This is a genomic window from bacterium (assembly GCA_037127815.1).
Taxonomy (GTDB): Bacteria; Patescibacteriota; Minisyncoccia; order Phycocordibacterales; family CAIZLB01; genus CAIJKW01.
On sequence record JBAXXP010000001.1, the window covers coordinates 93,329 to 108,448 of the forward strand.

Annotated in this window: 21 protein-coding genes; all 21 read right to left on the minus strand. The window is 36.9% G+C overall.

Translation table 11 applies throughout. The annotated features are described in order from the left end of the window. Window positions 1-13: 13 nt before the first annotated feature. Window positions 14-634, minus strand: a complete 621-nt coding sequence (locus WCQ00_00550) for a nucleoside-diphosphate kinase (GenBank protein ID MEI6042044.1) — start codon at window positions 632-634, stop codon at window positions 14-16. A 38-nt stretch (window positions 635-672) separates the two neighbouring features. After that, window positions 673-3,525: a TraM recognition domain-containing protein gene (locus WCQ00_00555; GenBank protein ID MEI6042045.1), complete on the minus strand. Its 2,853-nt coding sequence runs from the start codon at window positions 3,523-3,525 to the stop codon at window positions 673-675. Between the two features lie 8 nt (window positions 3,526-3,533). Further along, entirely contained in the window at window positions 3,534-4,370 is an 837-nt protein-coding gene (gene map, locus WCQ00_00560) for a type I methionyl aminopeptidase (protein MEI6042046.1), read from the minus strand. A gap of 85 nt (window positions 4,371-4,455) precedes the next feature. Then, window positions 4,456-5,052 (minus strand): nucleoside monophosphate kinase, encoded by a 597-nt coding sequence (locus WCQ00_00565; protein ID MEI6042047.1) that lies wholly within the window; start codon window positions 5,050-5,052, stop codon window positions 4,456-4,458. 60 nt (window positions 5,053-5,112) lie between these two features. Continuing rightward, window positions 5,113-6,924 (minus strand): tetratricopeptide repeat protein, encoded by a 1,812-nt coding sequence (locus WCQ00_00570; protein MEI6042048.1) that lies wholly within the window; start codon window positions 6,922-6,924, stop codon window positions 5,113-5,115. A 111-nt stretch (window positions 6,925-7,035) separates the two neighbouring features. Further along, window positions 7,036-8,310, minus strand: a complete 1,275-nt coding sequence (secY, locus tag WCQ00_00575) for a preprotein translocase subunit SecY (GenBank protein MEI6042049.1) — start codon at window positions 8,308-8,310, stop codon at window positions 7,036-7,038. A gap of 50 nt (window positions 8,311-8,360) precedes the next feature. Beyond that, the gene (locus WCQ00_00580) at window positions 8,361-8,801 is read right to left on the minus strand and encodes an uL15 family ribosomal protein (GenBank protein ID MEI6042050.1); all 441 of its coding nucleotides are present in this window, start codon (window positions 8,799-8,801) and stop codon (window positions 8,361-8,363) included. Window positions 8,802-8,825: 24 nt separating this feature from the next. After that, window positions 8,826-9,542: a 30S ribosomal protein S5 gene (locus WCQ00_00585; GenBank protein ID MEI6042051.1), complete on the minus strand. Its 717-nt coding sequence runs from the start codon at window positions 9,540-9,542 to the stop codon at window positions 8,826-8,828. Between the two features lie 6 nt (window positions 9,543-9,548). Beyond that, window positions 9,549-9,896 (minus strand): 50S ribosomal protein L18, encoded by a 348-nt coding sequence (gene rplR / locus WCQ00_00590; GenBank protein ID MEI6042052.1) that lies wholly within the window; start codon window positions 9,894-9,896, stop codon window positions 9,549-9,551. 27 nt (window positions 9,897-9,923) lie between these two features. Next, entirely contained in the window at window positions 9,924-10,457 is a 534-nt protein-coding gene (rplF, locus tag WCQ00_00595; GenBank protein MEI6042053.1) for a 50S ribosomal protein L6, read from the minus strand. 10 nt (window positions 10,458-10,467) lie between these two features. Next, window positions 10,468-10,857, minus strand: a complete 390-nt coding sequence (gene rpsH / locus WCQ00_00600; protein MEI6042054.1) for a 30S ribosomal protein S8 — start codon at window positions 10,855-10,857, stop codon at window positions 10,468-10,470. Next, on the minus strand, window positions 10,851-11,036 hold the full coding sequence (locus WCQ00_00605) for a type Z 30S ribosomal protein S14 (GenBank protein ID MEI6042055.1): 186 nt from the start codon (window positions 11,034-11,036) through the stop codon (window positions 10,851-10,853). Before WCQ00_00605 ends, rpsH begins: the two co-directional genes overlap by 7 nt. Before the next feature lie 49 nt (window positions 11,037-11,085). Further along, on the minus strand, window positions 11,086-11,637 hold the full coding sequence (gene rplE, locus WCQ00_00610; protein MEI6042056.1) for a 50S ribosomal protein L5: 552 nt from the start codon (window positions 11,635-11,637) through the stop codon (window positions 11,086-11,088). Between the two features lie 23 nt (window positions 11,638-11,660). Beyond that, complete coding sequence (gene rplX, locus WCQ00_00615) at window positions 11,661-11,960, minus strand: 50S ribosomal protein L24 (GenBank protein ID MEI6042057.1); 300 nt, start codon at window positions 11,958-11,960, stop codon at window positions 11,661-11,663. A 39-nt stretch (window positions 11,961-11,999) separates the two neighbouring features. Further along, a complete protein-coding gene (rplN, locus tag WCQ00_00620; GenBank protein ID MEI6042058.1) occupies window positions 12,000-12,368 on the minus strand; it encodes a 50S ribosomal protein L14 in 369 nt (122 codons plus the stop codon). Between the two features lie 9 nt (window positions 12,369-12,377). Next, on the minus strand, window positions 12,378-12,647 hold the full coding sequence (rpsQ, locus tag WCQ00_00625) for a 30S ribosomal protein S17 (GenBank protein ID MEI6042059.1): 270 nt from the start codon (window positions 12,645-12,647) through the stop codon (window positions 12,378-12,380). Window positions 12,648-12,665: 18 nt separating this feature from the next. Then, window positions 12,666-12,881, minus strand: a complete 216-nt coding sequence (gene rpmC / locus WCQ00_00630) for a 50S ribosomal protein L29 (protein MEI6042060.1) — start codon at window positions 12,879-12,881, stop codon at window positions 12,666-12,668. A gap of 20 nt (window positions 12,882-12,901) precedes the next feature. Beyond that, complete coding sequence (gene rplP / locus WCQ00_00635; protein ID MEI6042061.1) at window positions 12,902-13,324, minus strand: 50S ribosomal protein L16; 423 nt, start codon at window positions 13,322-13,324, stop codon at window positions 12,902-12,904. A 17-nt stretch (window positions 13,325-13,341) separates the two neighbouring features. Further along, a complete protein-coding gene (gene rpsC / locus WCQ00_00640; GenBank protein MEI6042062.1) occupies window positions 13,342-13,998 on the minus strand; it encodes a 30S ribosomal protein S3 in 657 nt (218 codons plus the stop codon). A gap of 17 nt (window positions 13,999-14,015) precedes the next feature. Further along, window positions 14,016-14,474 (minus strand): 50S ribosomal protein L22, encoded by a 459-nt coding sequence (rplV, locus tag WCQ00_00645; protein MEI6042063.1) that lies wholly within the window; start codon window positions 14,472-14,474, stop codon window positions 14,016-14,018. Window positions 14,475-14,494: 20 nt separating this feature from the next. Then, window positions 14,495-14,845: a 30S ribosomal protein S19 gene (gene rpsS / locus WCQ00_00650; GenBank protein ID MEI6042064.1), complete on the minus strand. Its 351-nt coding sequence runs from the start codon at window positions 14,843-14,845 to the stop codon at window positions 14,495-14,497. Window positions 14,846-15,120: the final 275 nt, after the last annotated feature.

Here is a 15,120-nt window from a genome sequence, read left to right on the forward strand (position 1 = left end):
GTTTCTATAATATCTACGCCATTAAATCACTGAAATCCTGATACATAATTTGTTCATGAATTGCCTTATATTCTATAACTTCATTAGAATTAAACCATTGTCCAATTTCAATTTGCGCCTCATCTACTGTACCTGATGCATGTACAACATTTCTAACAGCTCTTGATTGTGCTTCTGCCATCTCATAGGAGTCTAAAACGAAGTCACCTCTGATTGTTCCAACATCTGACGTTAGAGGCTCTGTGCCTCCAGTTAATTTTCTAACCACCGAGACCGCATGAGCTCCCTGCCACACCATTACAACAACAGGCCCCGATGTCATAAAGCTAACTAGTTTATTAAGAATATTATGACCCATTTCAACAGCGTTTGTTGTAGGTGGTTCTATTCCTTTATCCATAAACGATTTAATACTCTTTGAGCCAGCCTTTTCAAACCACTCTGGGTCATTTGTATAGTGCTTTTGAACCATCTCTCTATTTGGAACAGTAAACTTCAAAGCTACCATTTTTAGCCCTACCCTCTCAAACCTCCTAATAACCTCCCCCGTCAAACCTCTCTGTACACCATCTGGCTTAACAATAACTAGTGTTTTTTCATTTCTGTGCCCCGTCTCTTTAATTAGAATATCCATATTTAATTTATTACCTAATAAACTATATGATATTCCTATTAAACCAAATCAGCAAATGGATTATTTCTTGGGGCGGGAGTTGGTAACTCCTCTTTTTTGAATTTTTTAGCAATTTCCTCCTCAACAACGGCTCTATCTTGACCATACTTAAAGTACGAAAGTTCCTTTAGACTTTCAACAATCTCTTTTCTACTGCCAGTTGCCCATGTGAATTCTACACTAAAGGGCCTTACAGGCTTACCATTTGAAAGCATTTTGAGATACACATTCATATTGTCTATGTTCATAATATCTTTTGCTGTAAAGACTGGAGAGAATTGTTTTTCTAAAATCTCTGCATCCTCAGCACCAACACGAAGTGCTGCAATTGTTCCTACGTTTCCAAAAACAGAGTCCTTAATTTTATCATCCAACTGACTAATATACTGATTAGCAATATTTAATGATAGTTTATATTTTCTAGCCTCAGAAAGAATCGTAGAAATTGAAGGTGTGGTTACGTTTTGGAACTCGTCAATATATAGATAGAATGGAGGAAAATCTTTTCCAAATGAGTCAACTCTAGAAAGTGCGGCCATCAATATTTTACCAACCAAGACAAGTCCAATTAGTGATGAGTTAATGTCCCCCAATGATCCTTTTGCTAAGTTAACAAGCAAGATCTTTTTATTATCCATCACATCTCTGAAGTTGAAACTAGATTTTTCTTGCGCGATTATTGGACGCATAATGTCATTAGCAAGGAAAACGTCAAACTTAGATGTAATATAGGGAACCATGTTAGCAAGTGATGCTTCTCCCCCAGCCTTCTCAGCCTGTTCTGTCCAGAATTGAACAACCACAGGATTCTTACATCTTGAAACCTTCAAATCTCTAAACTTTTTATCAGCCATCACTCTTGAAACATCAAGTAATGTACATCCGGTTTCTGGATCTTCAACAACAAGCATGGTTGCATTTCTAAAGTATTGCTCAAACATTGGACCCATTGATTCAGGGGATCCAGCATATAGTTTTTGAAAAATACCGAACAACTCATTCACCACAAATATTTTTTGCTGAGGAATATCTTTATTGTATTCCAACATATTAAGAGCCATAGGCCTATCTACATAACTTGGGTCGAAGTAAATAACATCGTCATATCTCTCGGGTGGAATATGAGACAAGATATCTTGGACGTCACTTCCGTGTGGATCTATAAAACAAATACCTTCACCATTTTTAATATCCTGAATCATCATATTTTTCAAAAATGAAGACTTACCAGTACCAGTTTGTCCAACGGCATAAAGGTGTCTTAATCTATCCTCCTTACTAAAATAAATTGGGGTCTTTAGATTTCTGTGAACGTTATCACCTAGATAAATTCCTTCCTTCGATAATCCAACAGGAGCAGGCCCTGTACTTGCTCTTGTTTGTCTTAATTGAGAATCGATAACAACACTCTCCACAGGGAAATGCATCACTGTTGTTAACTCCTTCAGGGACAGTGGTAGTATAGTATTTTTATTGAAAACTCTATATGAGAAATCATGAACTAAATCAGCAAGAGAAGAATCTTTACTTCTTTTAAAGATTAGTGCATTTCCAAGGGAATTATTAAATTGACTGAACGATGACTCTATTTCAGTAAGCGTAGCATCCGCCTTCTCTCTACTTGCTGCAGAAACAATAATTCTAATATTCGATTCTATTACGGGCGAAGATAGTTTATTGGTTATTTGCTCAACAGCAATAGTATCAACAGGTTTTGGCTTGTCGCCTTCATCTTTCTTCTGACCCAGAATCATTTCTTTCCAAACTGTTTTAAACTCTTGTTTTGCAGTCTTTTTCAATTCGCCCATTACTGTGTGTTGAATATCAATTGCGTCCTTTAACTTATCTCCTTTTTGAATATCATTCAATGACTTTCTGTAAATTTTATTATAGTAGTCCCCGATTGGATTAAAGATGACTTGAATTGCTGCCCCTTCACCAAATTTATCCATTTTACTAAAAGTATTCAAAATAACATTCAATGGATCATAATCAAATTGTTCGTAAGTTTTGATTGGATAAACTTCTTTTTTAGAAAGAGTCGCTTCTGATCCTAAGGTAACTCCATCTGGATTAAAGATATTATATTCATCCTTCTTTTCTACAATTTTTGCATCTGGAAATATTGAAAGAAATTGTTTTTCAAAAAGTTGGTTTTTCTTGTCCGGAATTGCAACATAGAAGATAAATTCTTCACCTCCTTCTGACATTGATAGCTCAATTGAAAATTGATCACTTTCATCTGTTTGCCCTGTAGAACCACCACCAGAGACAGCAAGCATTCCGGCATAGAATTGCTCCATTGATGACAACAACTCCTTAAGAGGGCGCTTAGAATCGCCATCCTTACTCTTATTTTCAGGAAGTTGAATCTCATATACTGTCTTTCTCAAAATATTATCAAGAGGACTTTTTCCCTTAAGCCCAGGAGTTACATAACCTTTCTTAACATACTCCACAAGAAACCTATGAAAATCACTATCGATATGAGGACTACCAAAACCTCTGGCGATGTTCACGGCATTTAGAATCCCCTTCTCCAGAAGAATAGTCAGCAACTCCTCCATTTTCTTATCATGAGTTTCTGGAGTTAAATCTAAAATAATTTCTTCTGCCTTTGAATCAGCTATTTGAAAATCTTCATGCAAAACTTTTTTAGCATCAGCTAAAGTATAGTCTTGTATTTCTCTTTCTATCAAATCTTCTTTCTGCTCAAATCTCTCAGGACTTTCTGGGTGAGAAGTCAGGCCCGATTCTTTCTTGGCAATTAATGCCCTTAAATATTCCAACTCCTCTTGTGGAGAAGAAAAATTTTTACCTTCATGAGTTTCATTTGAAAAATTTGGTTCCATTAACTATATTATATAGTGGTCAACACTTCTGCGCCAGAGTCTGTAATCAAAATAGTATGCTCAGAATGAGTTGCTCTTTTTCCATCCTTTGTTCTGTATGTATAACCATCGTCATCAATTTTAACAACACCCTTTCCTTCTGCAATAATTGGCTCAATTGCAATAACCATTCCAGGTTTTAAAATTACACCTTGCCCTTTCATTCCATAATTGGGAATAAATGGATCTTCATGAACAGAATATCCAACACCATGTCCTCCAAATATTTCTACAATATTAAAGCCATATGTTTTTCTATAAAATGCTAACGCCTTTTCTACAGCATATCCAACGTCACCCGTTTTAATCCCTTTAGGATGGTCCTTTGGCCAATTCTTTAATGCCTCTATTGCAGCATCAAGACAAGCCTCTCCAGACTCTATTAGTTTTCTTCCTTTAATATCCACCTCGCCAACGGGGATTGTAATAGCGGCGTCAACAAAAAGGTTCTTATATGAAATACCCATGTCCAATGTAAGTACATCTCCTTCCTTTATGATAAAAGGTCTTTCATTTGGAATACCATGAACAACTACATCATTGCAAGACAAACAAAGTGCAGCAGGATATGGACGGTGAGCAATAGCTGGGGTGTATCCTAGAAATGATGGCACAGCGTCCTCTGCCTCAGTTAGTTCCCGTGCCAAATCCTCAAGCTCAGAAGATGACATATTGATTCTTACAGACTTCTTCAGGGAATCAAGAACGCGAGCCAGTTTCTCTCCAGCAACCCTTAGAATAGCAATGTCTTCTAATGGCTTAATAGTTGTTGTTTTTAAAGGCTTTTTTGGCGATGTCTTTGTCATATATATTACTTTACTCCTAAAGATACTAAATTACTAGCAGGCCGCTTCCACCCTATAATTACAAGGCGGCCTTTACAAAATCAGATTACCAGCTTAACTGAGCTGTTATATCAATAAATACTTTCTCAATTGTTTGCTCTCCATCCACCTCTATAAACTGATAACCTGGGTGAGATTTGAAATAATTAATAGCAGGAATCACCTCAGTATCAAACCAAGATAGTCTTCTTTCAAGAACTTCAGGCTGTATATCATCAGCTCTTCCTCTAAGGACTAATCTCTTTCTTGAGTGATCTTTATTTACATTAATATAAATAACAGTTGGTTTTGCAATTTTATAAAAGTCTATTGCTGTATCAAAAATAACAGCCTCTTGATATGAACGGGGCATACCATCTACAATCAAATGTTTCTCTGAATCCATTTGATCCACAAAAACTGAGGCCCAATTCCAAATAGCCAAAAAATCTGGTTGCCTTTCTCCATCCTGCAAAAGCTTAGCAGCGAGTTTGTTTGAATATTTATCACCCTTAATGAACTCACGAAACTTTGCACCAGTTTCAAGATAGAATGTTGGTCTTTTTTCTGGATCTCTTATTTCAATTTCCTGAATCAAAAGCTTGGCTTGTGTTCCCTTTCCACATCCAGATCTACCAATAAAAATAAAAGTACGTTGTGACATACTTTTATTATCGCATATATTTTGTTAAATCGAAACTTTTATTGGTCTACCCGATTTTAATTATTTTTCAGTAGAAACAGCATTAGAATAACAAGTACTCGTACCCACGACAACAAACTTATCCACTGCGTCTTTTGATAATTCATCTATTCCTAAGCCTAAACAAAATAATCTGTGTGTACCGACTGAAACAGATTCTGTAGAAGAACTATTTATTTTATTACCTACAACAGCTAAGGCGTCTGGTTGTACTGAAACCTGACCATATTTATTTCTTACATAACACTTTGTAACATTCTCAACCTGTAGCTGTATTGGGCATTTTTTGCCTTCATCTACTGTATTTGGGATAACTTTGAAGGACTTAACATTTATCTTAGGAAGTAAGACTGTGGTGTCAAAACCATTATTCCCTCTTCCGTCAATCCACCCTATCTTGTCTGTATTATTTGTTCCATCCTTATTACAATCAGGTGATGTTGTCTCTGAAGGTTTCCAATCTGTTCCAACACAGGAAAATCTCGTTACAATACCGTTATAACAATAACTAGTCTTTCTAGACGTTCTACATCCAATCTGTGCTGTACAACTATTTGAACCGCTTACTCCGTCACTATCTGTTACGGTTACGGAAGGACCTGAATGTCCACCGTATGTATCATAACCTGCGGTAGTGAAGTTTACCCCACCATTTGCAGGTGTTCCCAAGACTCCTGACCAGGTGTAAGTAGGAGTAAGAACACCAGATGGTGACGCTGTGTATGTAACGGGTTTATTAATTCCAACAGGATCAGGATTTAAGCAAGATACAGTCACGGGAACTCGATAGTCGCAAGTACCCGATGTAGCGCCACCGTTTGAACCAGCACATGTCCAACTGTTATGAACACCAGAAAGACTGACGCCATTGGACGATCCAGAGGAGCAAGCACCAGCTGACCCAGTTCCACAGACACCAGCAATAGGAGGTGTAACCACACCAGTTCCGCCTGTGCCACCAGAAGTGCCACCACCATTACAACCCTTAGCCATAAAACCCCCGACACCAACAGAATCTAAAACTCCACAAGAAAACACATCTGCTACAGTCTGCACAATTTTAGACACAACGTTTGTTACGGCTTTCCAGAGACTCTTAAACCAACTTGCATGAGCTGTTTTTGGCAGAAAAATATAGGCTAGCCCATTATTACCATATAAAACTGATTGTGTAAAAGTGAGATGTTCCTCTGGTTCTGAAATAGTTTTACTTAGAATACTGTTTACAATATTCTTATACGGCTGATAATCGGCAAGGTTCTTAAATGACTCAGTACTTTTTTTACTTTGGAAGAAAGATTTTACAACAAAATTTGCAGCAGGATCAACTCCTTCTGAAGCGCTCTGTATAGCAAGCACAGCTTTATCATTTTGTTTAAGATCATTATACACAAAAGCTTGACCCATGTAAGCAACAGAAATCATAAGAGGTTTGGTTTCTCTATCTATACCTTGATCTTTTGGAATTGACTCAATTAGTAATTGTCTAGCTGAAAGTGATTCATCAAATTTACCTATCTCATAATAAATACCAGAAAGATCAGCATATGCTATTGAATTATTTGGATTAAGCTCAATAGCTTTTTTGATATTTTTTAGAGCACTCACATAATCTTTTTTTACAGAGTCTGAACGACTCATTTCAAGATACTTTTGTGATGAAACGCTGTCAACAGAAGATAAAGGGTTAGTCTTAGCTATATCAGATTTGACGGCCAACTTTTCTAAATCTACTAGTGAATTACTAGATAGATTAGATTTATAATAAACAACTGATCCCCCAGCAACAATTATAGCTATCGAAAACAAAACAACATACTTTTTAATATTCATGTTTTAATTATAACTATAAAATATTTTATATACAATCAGATGTTTTTTCTTGCACATTAAAAGACGCCCTTAGGGCGTCTTTTAAATCATATAACTTTTACAAGGGCTATCCTAGTATTCTCTCATTGCCAATTGTGCATCCACCTTTTTAATTAGATCAATAACAACTTGAACAACAATCAAAAGAGATGTTCCACCAATTGTTAATATCTTTATATTGGTTACAGCTTGAAGAACAGGAGGAAGAACCGCGATTAATCCTAGGAACAACGCACCAACAAGAGTCAGTCTTCCAACCATCTTAGCCAAATGCTCAGTTGTAGGATCTCCAGGTCTAACTCCAGGAATGAAAGCTCCACCCTTTTGTAGGTTCTCTGAGATTGTCTTTGGATCAAAAGTTACAGCTGTATAGAAATATGTAAAGAAGAATACTAATACAAAGTAAAGTCCTGAATATATCCAAGGATTTTGCATCAGTGATGCCAAAACTTTTGAAGCTTCAGCAATCATTGGATTTCCAGTATATGCAAGCATATTGAATACCATTTGAGGTAACAACAAGATAGACAATGCAAAGATAATTGGAATAACACCAGCTTGGTTTAGTCTAAATGGAAGGTATGTTGATGAACCACCATAAATCTTACCCCCTCTAACCTGCTTAGCATAAGTTACAGGCACAGGCCTCTCTGCCTCAGTAATATAGACAACACCAAGTATTGCAGCTAAACCTATCACAGCCATAGCTATGAACATTGGTATTTGTGAAGCGTCTGTGTAAATGTATTGTAATTGTCCAAAGGCTTGTGGAATCTTACTTACGATACCTGCAAAGATTATAAGTGAAACACCGTTTCCAATACCAAACTCTGAAACAAGCTCACCAATCCACATAAGAATCATAGAACCTCCTACAATGATAGCTACGTTTGTAATCAAACTTAGTCCACCAAGATGACCAACAATGTTTTCCTTTTGTAAAAGCGCCAGGAAACCAAAACCCTCAACAACAGCAAGTGGTATAGTTAGAGCTCTAGAATAGAAGCTAAACTTTTTTCTTCCAACATCACCCTCTTCTGAAATCATTGACTTCATTTTAGGTGAAAGCATTGTACTCAATTGCATTATAATTGAGGCTGTAATGTAAGGACTTACTCCAAGCATTACAATTGAAAGAGTTGAAAGTCCCCCTCCTGAGAACATACTCATAAGACCGAAGAACTGATTATTATTTAAAAAGTTATCAAGAACAGCTTGATTAACACCAGGAATTGGAATGTTAGCAAATAATCTAAAGACCAAAAGAGCACCTAGTACAAAAAGAATTTTATTACGCAGACTTTTGTCTGAAAAAAGATGCTTAAGTTTTAGAAGAAATTTTTCCATATTTTTTGGTCAGAACTGACCGATTATTACAATAATTAACTGAAAACTTACTATTTAACTGATCCACCAGCCTTCTCAATTGAAGCTCTAGCTGAAGCAGAAACACCGCAATCTACAACATTTACTCCTGGGATTACCTCTTCAGTTTTTCCCAAAATCTTTATACGAGGAAGACGTCCTTTGTATACAGAAATTATACCCTTCTCAGCTAGCATAAGTGGTGAAACCTTCTCTCCAGCCTTAAATACAACAAGCTTAGTTACATCAACAATTGTTGGCTTAACTTGAATAGACTTGTTTGAGTTTTTACCAAGACCACGAAGCTTTGGAATTCTTTTAATAGTATCACGAAGTTCAGGTCTGATTTTTCTACCAGCACGAGCTCCTTGTCCTTTTGTTCCACGTCCTGAAGTCTTACCACGCTTTCCACCACGTCCAACCTGGACTGACTTCGCTCTTTTTGTCTTTGATTTTACGTTATGTAATTGCATAATAATTTGATTATAGTCTGAATATTAATTTTCTTTTACCTCAGCAGTAGCTGATGATGAAATTCTTGCCTTCTTGAATGAAGAAAGAGCCTTGATAGCAGCTTGTGCATTGTTTAGTTTGTTTTTTGTACCTGAACGAAGCTTTGCATTGATGTCAGTAATACCAGCAAGAACGATAACGTCACGAACTGAACTACCAGCAACAACTCCCTTTCCTAGTGCGGGCATCATTTCTACTCTTGCACTACAGTACTTAGACACAACTGCATGAGGAATACTTCCTGTCTTTGTTAGAGGGATGGTAATAAGCTTACTTTTTGCATCTCTAACAGCTTTTTCAACAGCAAGTGATGTATCAGTTCCTTTTCCTGTCCCAACACCAACCTTACCCTTTCTGTCCCCAATAACAACTGCTACAGCAAAGCTGAAACGTCTACCTCCAGCAGAAACTCTAGTAACACGTCTGATGTCAATCATTTTTTGATCAAACTCAGGCTTAGCTCTAGGTTCGCGTCTTGGTCCTCCTCTTCTGTCTGGTCCTCCACGTCCTCTGGGTGCTCCACCTGGGCCTCCTGGTCCACGTGATCCTGCGCCACCACGAGCTCCCCCTCTAGAAAAAGTTCCTCTTGTGTCTGCAGGTCTTGCAGCTGGAGCTGTTGCTGATGGAGCAGTTGTAGCTGCTACTGGAGTTACCGCTGCTTCTGTTCCCGCTGTTGTATTGTTGTTAAGTGTATCGTTCATATTATATTAAAATTCTAATCCGCCTTGACGTGCTCCGTCAGCTAATGAACGGATACGTCCTGTGTAATTAAATCCACCTCTATCGAAAACCACCTTTGAAACTCCAGCAGCCTTTCCAAGCTTTGCAATTTCTGTACCTACATTTAATGAAGAATCAGTTTTTGTTCCCTTCTTATCCTTAAGTGAAGAAGCTGCAGCTAAAGTCTTACCATTTTCATCATCAATTAACTGTGCATAAATATATGCATTTGATTTGAATACAGATAAACGAGGTCGCTCTGCACTACCAATAACCTTTGAGCGTATTCGCTTTCTTCGTCTGTCTCTTGATGATAATATAATTTTAGTTTTCATGACTTTTATGGTTTAACTTTATGCAGATTATGCAGCTTTCTTACCTTGCTTTCTCTTAATTACTTCTCCTTCATATCTGAATCCCTTACCCTTATATGGCTCAGGCTTCTTCAATGCTCTAACTTGTGAAGCTAGTTGAAAAACAGCTTCTTTGTCACAACCTGAGAAGATAACCTGTCCCTTTTCTGTAGTAACAGTTACACCCTCTGGTATTGCAACGTGAATTGGGTGAGAGAAACCAAGGTTTAGATTGATTTGATTTCCAACAACCTCAGCTTTATAACCAATACCCTCTAACAAAAGCTTCTTTGTAAATTGCTCAGTAACTCCTATAACCATGTTCTTAAGGTGTGAACCATAAGTTCCCCATAAAGCTCTTGCTTGTAGGTCATGCTTAAGTGGAATAACTGTTGCTGTTCCATTTTCTACTTTAATATCAAACCCTGGTCTAATCTCTCTTGAAAGAGTACCTTTTGGGCCTTTTACAGTTAGTAGAAAATCATTGAAGATAACTTCTGTTTTTTCCGGGATATTTATTATTTGTTTTCCTATTCTTGACATATTATTTAAATTACCAAATTTTGAACAAAACCTCACCTCCGACCTTTTCCTTTCTTGCTTGACGATCTGTCATAATACCGTTAGGTGTTGTCAGAATCAAAGCTCCATAACCATTAAGTACTGACTTAATTTCTTTAGCCTTTGTATATGTTCTGCGTGATTGCTTTGAGATTTGTTGAACTCCCTCAATCTTTGCTTTACCATCTACGTATATTAATTCAATTTCTAGAGTCTTAGAAACTTTCTTTCCTTTTTTTGAGTAGTCTTTAATAAAACCTTCTCTCTTAAGAACCTCAAGTATTGACTCTTTTAATTTTGAATAAGGAAGAGTTGTTGTAGCTTTACCAGCTACATTTGCATTCTTAATATGTATTATTATTTGTGATATTGGATCTACCATGATGATTTTTTAATTCCTGGGATTCTGCCTTCGTTAGCAGCCTCTCTAAAGCAGATACGGCACATACCGAAGTCTCGCATGTAACCGTGAACGCGACCGCATCTGAAACAACGTCTCACAATACGACTTGAGAACTTTGGTTTTTTGAGTGATCTTACGAATGTTGATGTTTTTGCCATATCTTTTGTGTTTTTGAATCCTAGCAGTTTAATGCCCTAAAGTCAACGTTTATTTAACGTCTTCCTTTCGGAACAAGAAGCCAAAATAATCCATTAATGCTTTAACCTCGGCCTTGGTCTTAGCTGTTGTAACTAAAGTTACAGCAAATCCGAAAACATCCTTTAATTCCTCATCAGATGTCTCAGCAAACACTGTATGCTCCTTAATTCCAAGAGTATAATTACCCATAGAATCAATAGCAGTAACTTTAATTCCTCTAAAGTCTCTTGTTCGAGGAAGTGCAACGTTTACCAATTTCTCGATAAAACTCCACATTCTCTCACCTCTTAAAGTAACTTGCCATCCTACAATGTCCCCCTCTCTAACCTTAAATGATGCAATAGATTTCTTAGCTGCTGTTTGAGTAGCTTTTTGTCCTGCAATCTTTGTTAGACGGTCTCCAATCAAAGCCTTCTTCTTTGGATCTTTAATTGAACCTTGTGTTGCAGAAAGAACAACCTTCAATACCTTTGGAGCTTGAAGCTTGTTTGTATATCCAAACTCACCCTTTAGGGTTTCGTATGTTTTTGCTGCTTTTTCTTTTACTGTTTGATGTTTCATAATATTTCTTTAATAATCAATAACTATATTGCCTTCCCTGTCTTTCTATCTATTCTAACCTTCTTGTCTCCAATAACCTTACTTCCAACACGAGTTGGCTTACCGCCGACAACGATTGCAACGTTAGAAACATGAATTGGCATAGCAACCTCTACAATTTGGCCCTTTTGAGTACTACTTTTAGCACGCATATGCTTCTTTAGAAGGTTAATACCCTCAACGACAACTTTTGAGTCATCAGGAATAGCTCTGGCAACTTTTCCAGTTTTACCCTTATCTCTACCAGCTATCACTATTATGTTGTCTCCTTTCTTGATTTTCATGTTTTTAAATTTATGTTGCAATTATTAATATTTTACGATTTATACAACCTCCGCTGCTAAAGAAACGATTTTTTGATATTTTTCTGACAACTCTCTTGGAATTGGTCCGAAAACACGTCCTCCAAGTGGCTCACCCTTTGTCTTATCAATTAGAACAACTGCGTTCTCATCAAATCTAACATAAGAACCATCCTTTCTTCTGAAGGCCTTCTTTTGACGAACAACCACAGCGCGGTGAATGTCTTTCTTCTTTACAGGCTTTCTTGGCTCTGCTTTTTGGATTGAGATAACTACTATCTCTCCGATTTCAGCATATCTCTTTTTTGAAGATCCAAGAACCTTAAACACACGGCCTATCTTTCCGCCGGAGTTGTCTGCTATTGAAACTATTGATCGTGGTTGTAACATATTGGTAGATTAAATTAACTTAAAGTGTTTATCCTTTGAGATTGGGCGACACTCGACAATCTCTACTTTGTCTCCGATGTTCTTTGTGTTTCCAGCATCGTGAGCCTTGTACTTTTTGTGTGACTTAACATACTTATTGTACTTAGGAACCTTTGCATATTGTTGTACAGATACCACAATAGTGTCTGTCATCTTATTTGAAGTCACAACACCAGCAAGCACTTTTTTATTTGATGCTACTGATTGAACTTCTTCTGTTGTATTAATTGTCTTTTTCATAATTTATTTATATTGCAATTATTTAACTGCTTTTTTAGCTTCAAGGATTCCAGCTTTAGTTTGTGTAGTTAATTCTGTAAGGATACGAGCAATATCCTTTCTTGTGTTACGTCCCTCTTTAACATTTCTAGATTTTGAACCTGCTCCGCTGAAACGGAAGGTCTGCAAAGAATCCTTTTTTTCATATAAGGTCTTCATCAAATCTTTTCTGTTTTTATTTTTAAAATCGTTCATTTCTTTATATTTAAATATTATTATTGCTCTCTACTTACTACACGAATAGTAACTGGTAATTTTTTACCTGCCTTTATTAGGGCATCCTTTGCTATTGCCTCTGTTACACCATCAACCTCAAAAAGAATTCTTCCTGGTCTGATTTCCATGCAGAAACCTTTTGGATCTCCCTTTCCTTTACCCATAGGTACCTCAGCAGCCTTTTGTGTAAAAGGTCTATCAGGAAATACTCTAGTCCACATACGTCCAGTTTTTCCAAGAGTTTTTGAAATAACCTTTCTAGCAGCTTCAATTTGGTTTGAAGTTATACGGTAAGGGCTAGTTGCCTTTAACCCATAAGAACCAAAACTAACATCAAGCCCACGAGTTTCCACTCTAACCTTCTTTGGGTTTTGACGTTGTACTTGCCACTTTCTATGCTTTACTTTTTTTGGTGCTAACATGGTAATATTTTAATTAATTATTTCTTGAAAACTTCACCCTTATAAATCCAGACCTTTATACCGATCTTTCCATAAGGTAAGTTGGCCTCGTAGTTCTTATAGTCAATATCTGCTCTAAGAGTTTGCAATGGAATTTGTCCTTTCTTAAGACTTTCTGTTCTTGCCATTTCTGCACCCCCAAGACGACCTGTCATATAAACTCTTACTCCCTTAACCTCTCTACACATCATAACCTTCTCAACCATTTGCTTCATAACACGTCTAAATGGCATACGCTTCTCAAGACCTTCAGCAAGCATTTGTGCAACGATAGGAGCACTTGATTCTGGTGATCTAACTTCTTCTATTTCTAGTTTAAGTAATGTTGTTACATCTTCACCATTCTTTCTCAAGAATTTCTCAACCTCTTTCTTAAGCTTTGTAGCTCCTTCACCATTTCTTCCGATTATGATTCCTGGGCGTGATGTTTTAATAATCAAACGAAATGTTTTGTCATTTCTTTCAATTTCAATATCTGAAACATATTGTCCACGCATCTTCTTTTGTAGCCATTCTCTTACAAGAATATCGCACTTAAGGTTACTACGGAATTTTGCATCAGTTGAAAACCATCGAGATTTCCAGTCTCTGATAATTCCTAGTCTATGTGCATATGGGTGAACTTTATGTGTCATACTAATTTATTATATTATTATTTGTTATCTTTTTTAGATTCCTTTACGACTTCAACCTTTGGAGTTGTTTTTGAAACTGCTTTAACAGCTGTTTTTGTCTTTTCATCTTTAGATGCTTTTGCAACTGCCTTTGTAGCTACAGGAGCAACGCCACCCTCAGAAAGGATTATTGATACATGACTTGAACGCTTGTTGATTCTTGAAGCTGACCCACGAGCGCGAGGCATACTTCTTTTTAGAACTCTACCTTTGTTTACTTGTATTTCTTGGATCTTAAGAGACTCAAGATTTGTTACTCCAACATTTTTTGCATTAGCAACAGCACTCTCTAATAGTTTACCTATTGGAAGAGAAGCTCTTTTGTTTGCAAACTTTAAAGCAACACGGGCTTGTGCAACAGTTTTACCACGGATTAACCCAGCCACTAGGGCTACCTTTCTTGGTGATTGTCTATAATTACTTAAAATTGCTTTCATGACTTTGACTTATTATTAAATTATTTCTTTTTAGCTGGAGCTGCTGTTGTCGCCTTAGCTGACTTAGCTGCGGTTATTTCTGACTGCTTCTTTGCAGCATCAAGTTCCTTCTGCATCTTTCCTCCATGTCTAACGAACTTTCTTGTTGGTGAAAATTCTCCCAATCTGTGACCTACCATTTCCTCTGTTACAAGAACTTCAACATGAGTCTTTCCATTGTGTACACCGAAGATAAACCCAACCATTTCTGGTGAGATTTGACTTCCTCTGTACCAAGTCTTAATTACCCCAGTTGTCTGAGGGTTTTTGCCTTCTATCTTCTTTAGAAGTTTTGGGGCTATATATGGTCCTTTTTTTAGTGATCTTGTCATTGTTTGTGTGAAAATAATAGCCCGTGTTGAGCCAGTTAACGTATACTAGCAAAAATAATGAAAGTGTCAACCACTAAAAGGCTTATTTTAGGCATTTCGATACTATTATTGTAAAGATTATGGTCTAATTTGGGTTTTTGACTAAAATGGCCAAATTTTGATGTTTTTTTTGCCGTTTTTTTTACTGTTTCTATTAACAATAATTTATAGAAAATTAGTAATTATATATAAATTATTCATCATAAGGGGGAGTGAAGGCTCGGCGGGGTAACCCC

Excerpts from the sequence above, each read along its gene's own strand:
- rplV (MEI6042063.1), bottom strand. The coding sequence starts at position 14,474 with ATGAAAGCAATTTTAAGTAATTATAGACAATCACCAAGAAAGGTAGCC.
- rpsQ (MEI6042059.1), bottom strand. The coding sequence starts at position 12,647 with ATGAAAAAGACAATTAATACAACAGAAGAAGTTCAATCAGTAGCATCA.
- secY (MEI6042049.1), bottom strand. The coding sequence starts at position 8,310 with ATGGAAAAATTTCTTCTAAAACTTAAGCATCTTTTTTCAGACAAAAGT.
- WCQ00_00565 (MEI6042047.1), bottom strand. The coding sequence starts at position 5,052 with ATGTCACAACGTACTTTTATTTTTATTGGTAGATCTGGATGTGGAAAG.
- WCQ00_00605 (MEI6042055.1), bottom strand. The coding sequence starts at position 11,036 with ATGGCAAAAACATCAACATTCGTAAGATCACTCAAAAAACCAAAGTTC.
- map (MEI6042046.1), bottom strand. The coding sequence starts at position 4,370 with ATGACAAAGACATCGCCAAAAAAGCCTTTAAAAACAACAACTATTAAG.
- WCQ00_00580 (MEI6042050.1), bottom strand. The coding sequence starts at position 8,801 with ATGCAATTACATAACGTAAAATCAAAGACAAAAAGAGCGAAGTCAGTC.
- rpsC (MEI6042062.1), bottom strand. The coding sequence starts at position 13,998 with ATGACACATAAAGTTCACCCATATGCACATAGACTAGGAATTATCAGA.
- rpmC (MEI6042060.1), bottom strand. The coding sequence starts at position 12,881 with ATGAACGATTTTAAAAATAAAAACAGAAAAGATTTGATGAAGACCTTA.
- rpsS (MEI6042064.1), bottom strand. The coding sequence starts at position 14,845 with ATGACAAGATCACTAAAAAAAGGACCATATATAGCCCCAAAACTTCTA.
- WCQ00_00550 (MEI6042044.1), bottom strand. The coding sequence starts at position 634 with ATGGATATTCTAATTAAAGAGACGGGGCACAGAAATGAAAAAACACTA.
- rplN (MEI6042058.1), bottom strand. The coding sequence starts at position 12,368 with ATGTTACAACCACGATCAATAGTTTCAATAGCAGACAACTCCGGCGGA.
- rplX (MEI6042057.1), bottom strand. The coding sequence starts at position 11,960 with ATGAAAATCAAGAAAGGAGACAACATAATAGTGATAGCTGGTAGAGAT.
- WCQ00_00585 (MEI6042051.1), bottom strand. The coding sequence starts at position 9,542 with ATGAACGATACACTTAACAACAATACAACAGCGGGAACAGAAGCAGCG.
- WCQ00_00570 (MEI6042048.1), bottom strand. The coding sequence starts at position 6,924 with ATGAATATTAAAAAGTATGTTGTTTTGTTTTCGATAGCTATAATTGTT.
- rpsH (MEI6042054.1), bottom strand. The coding sequence starts at position 10,857 with ATGGTAGATCCAATATCACAAATAATAATACATATTAAGAATGCAAAT.
- WCQ00_00555 (MEI6042045.1), bottom strand. The coding sequence starts at position 3,525 with ATGGAACCAAATTTTTCAAATGAAACTCATGAAGGTAAAAATTTTTCT.
- rplF (MEI6042053.1), bottom strand. The coding sequence starts at position 10,457 with ATGTCAAGAATAGGAAAACAAATAATAAATATCCCGGAAAAAACAGAA.
- rplR (MEI6042052.1), bottom strand. The coding sequence starts at position 9,896 with ATGAAAACTAAAATTATATTATCATCAAGAGACAGACGAAGAAAGCGA.
- rplE (MEI6042056.1), bottom strand. The coding sequence starts at position 11,637 with ATGAAACATCAAACAGTAAAAGAAAAAGCAGCAAAAACATACGAAACC.
- rplP (MEI6042061.1), bottom strand. The coding sequence starts at position 13,324 with ATGTTAGCACCAAAAAAAGTAAAGCATAGAAAGTGGCAAGTACAACGT.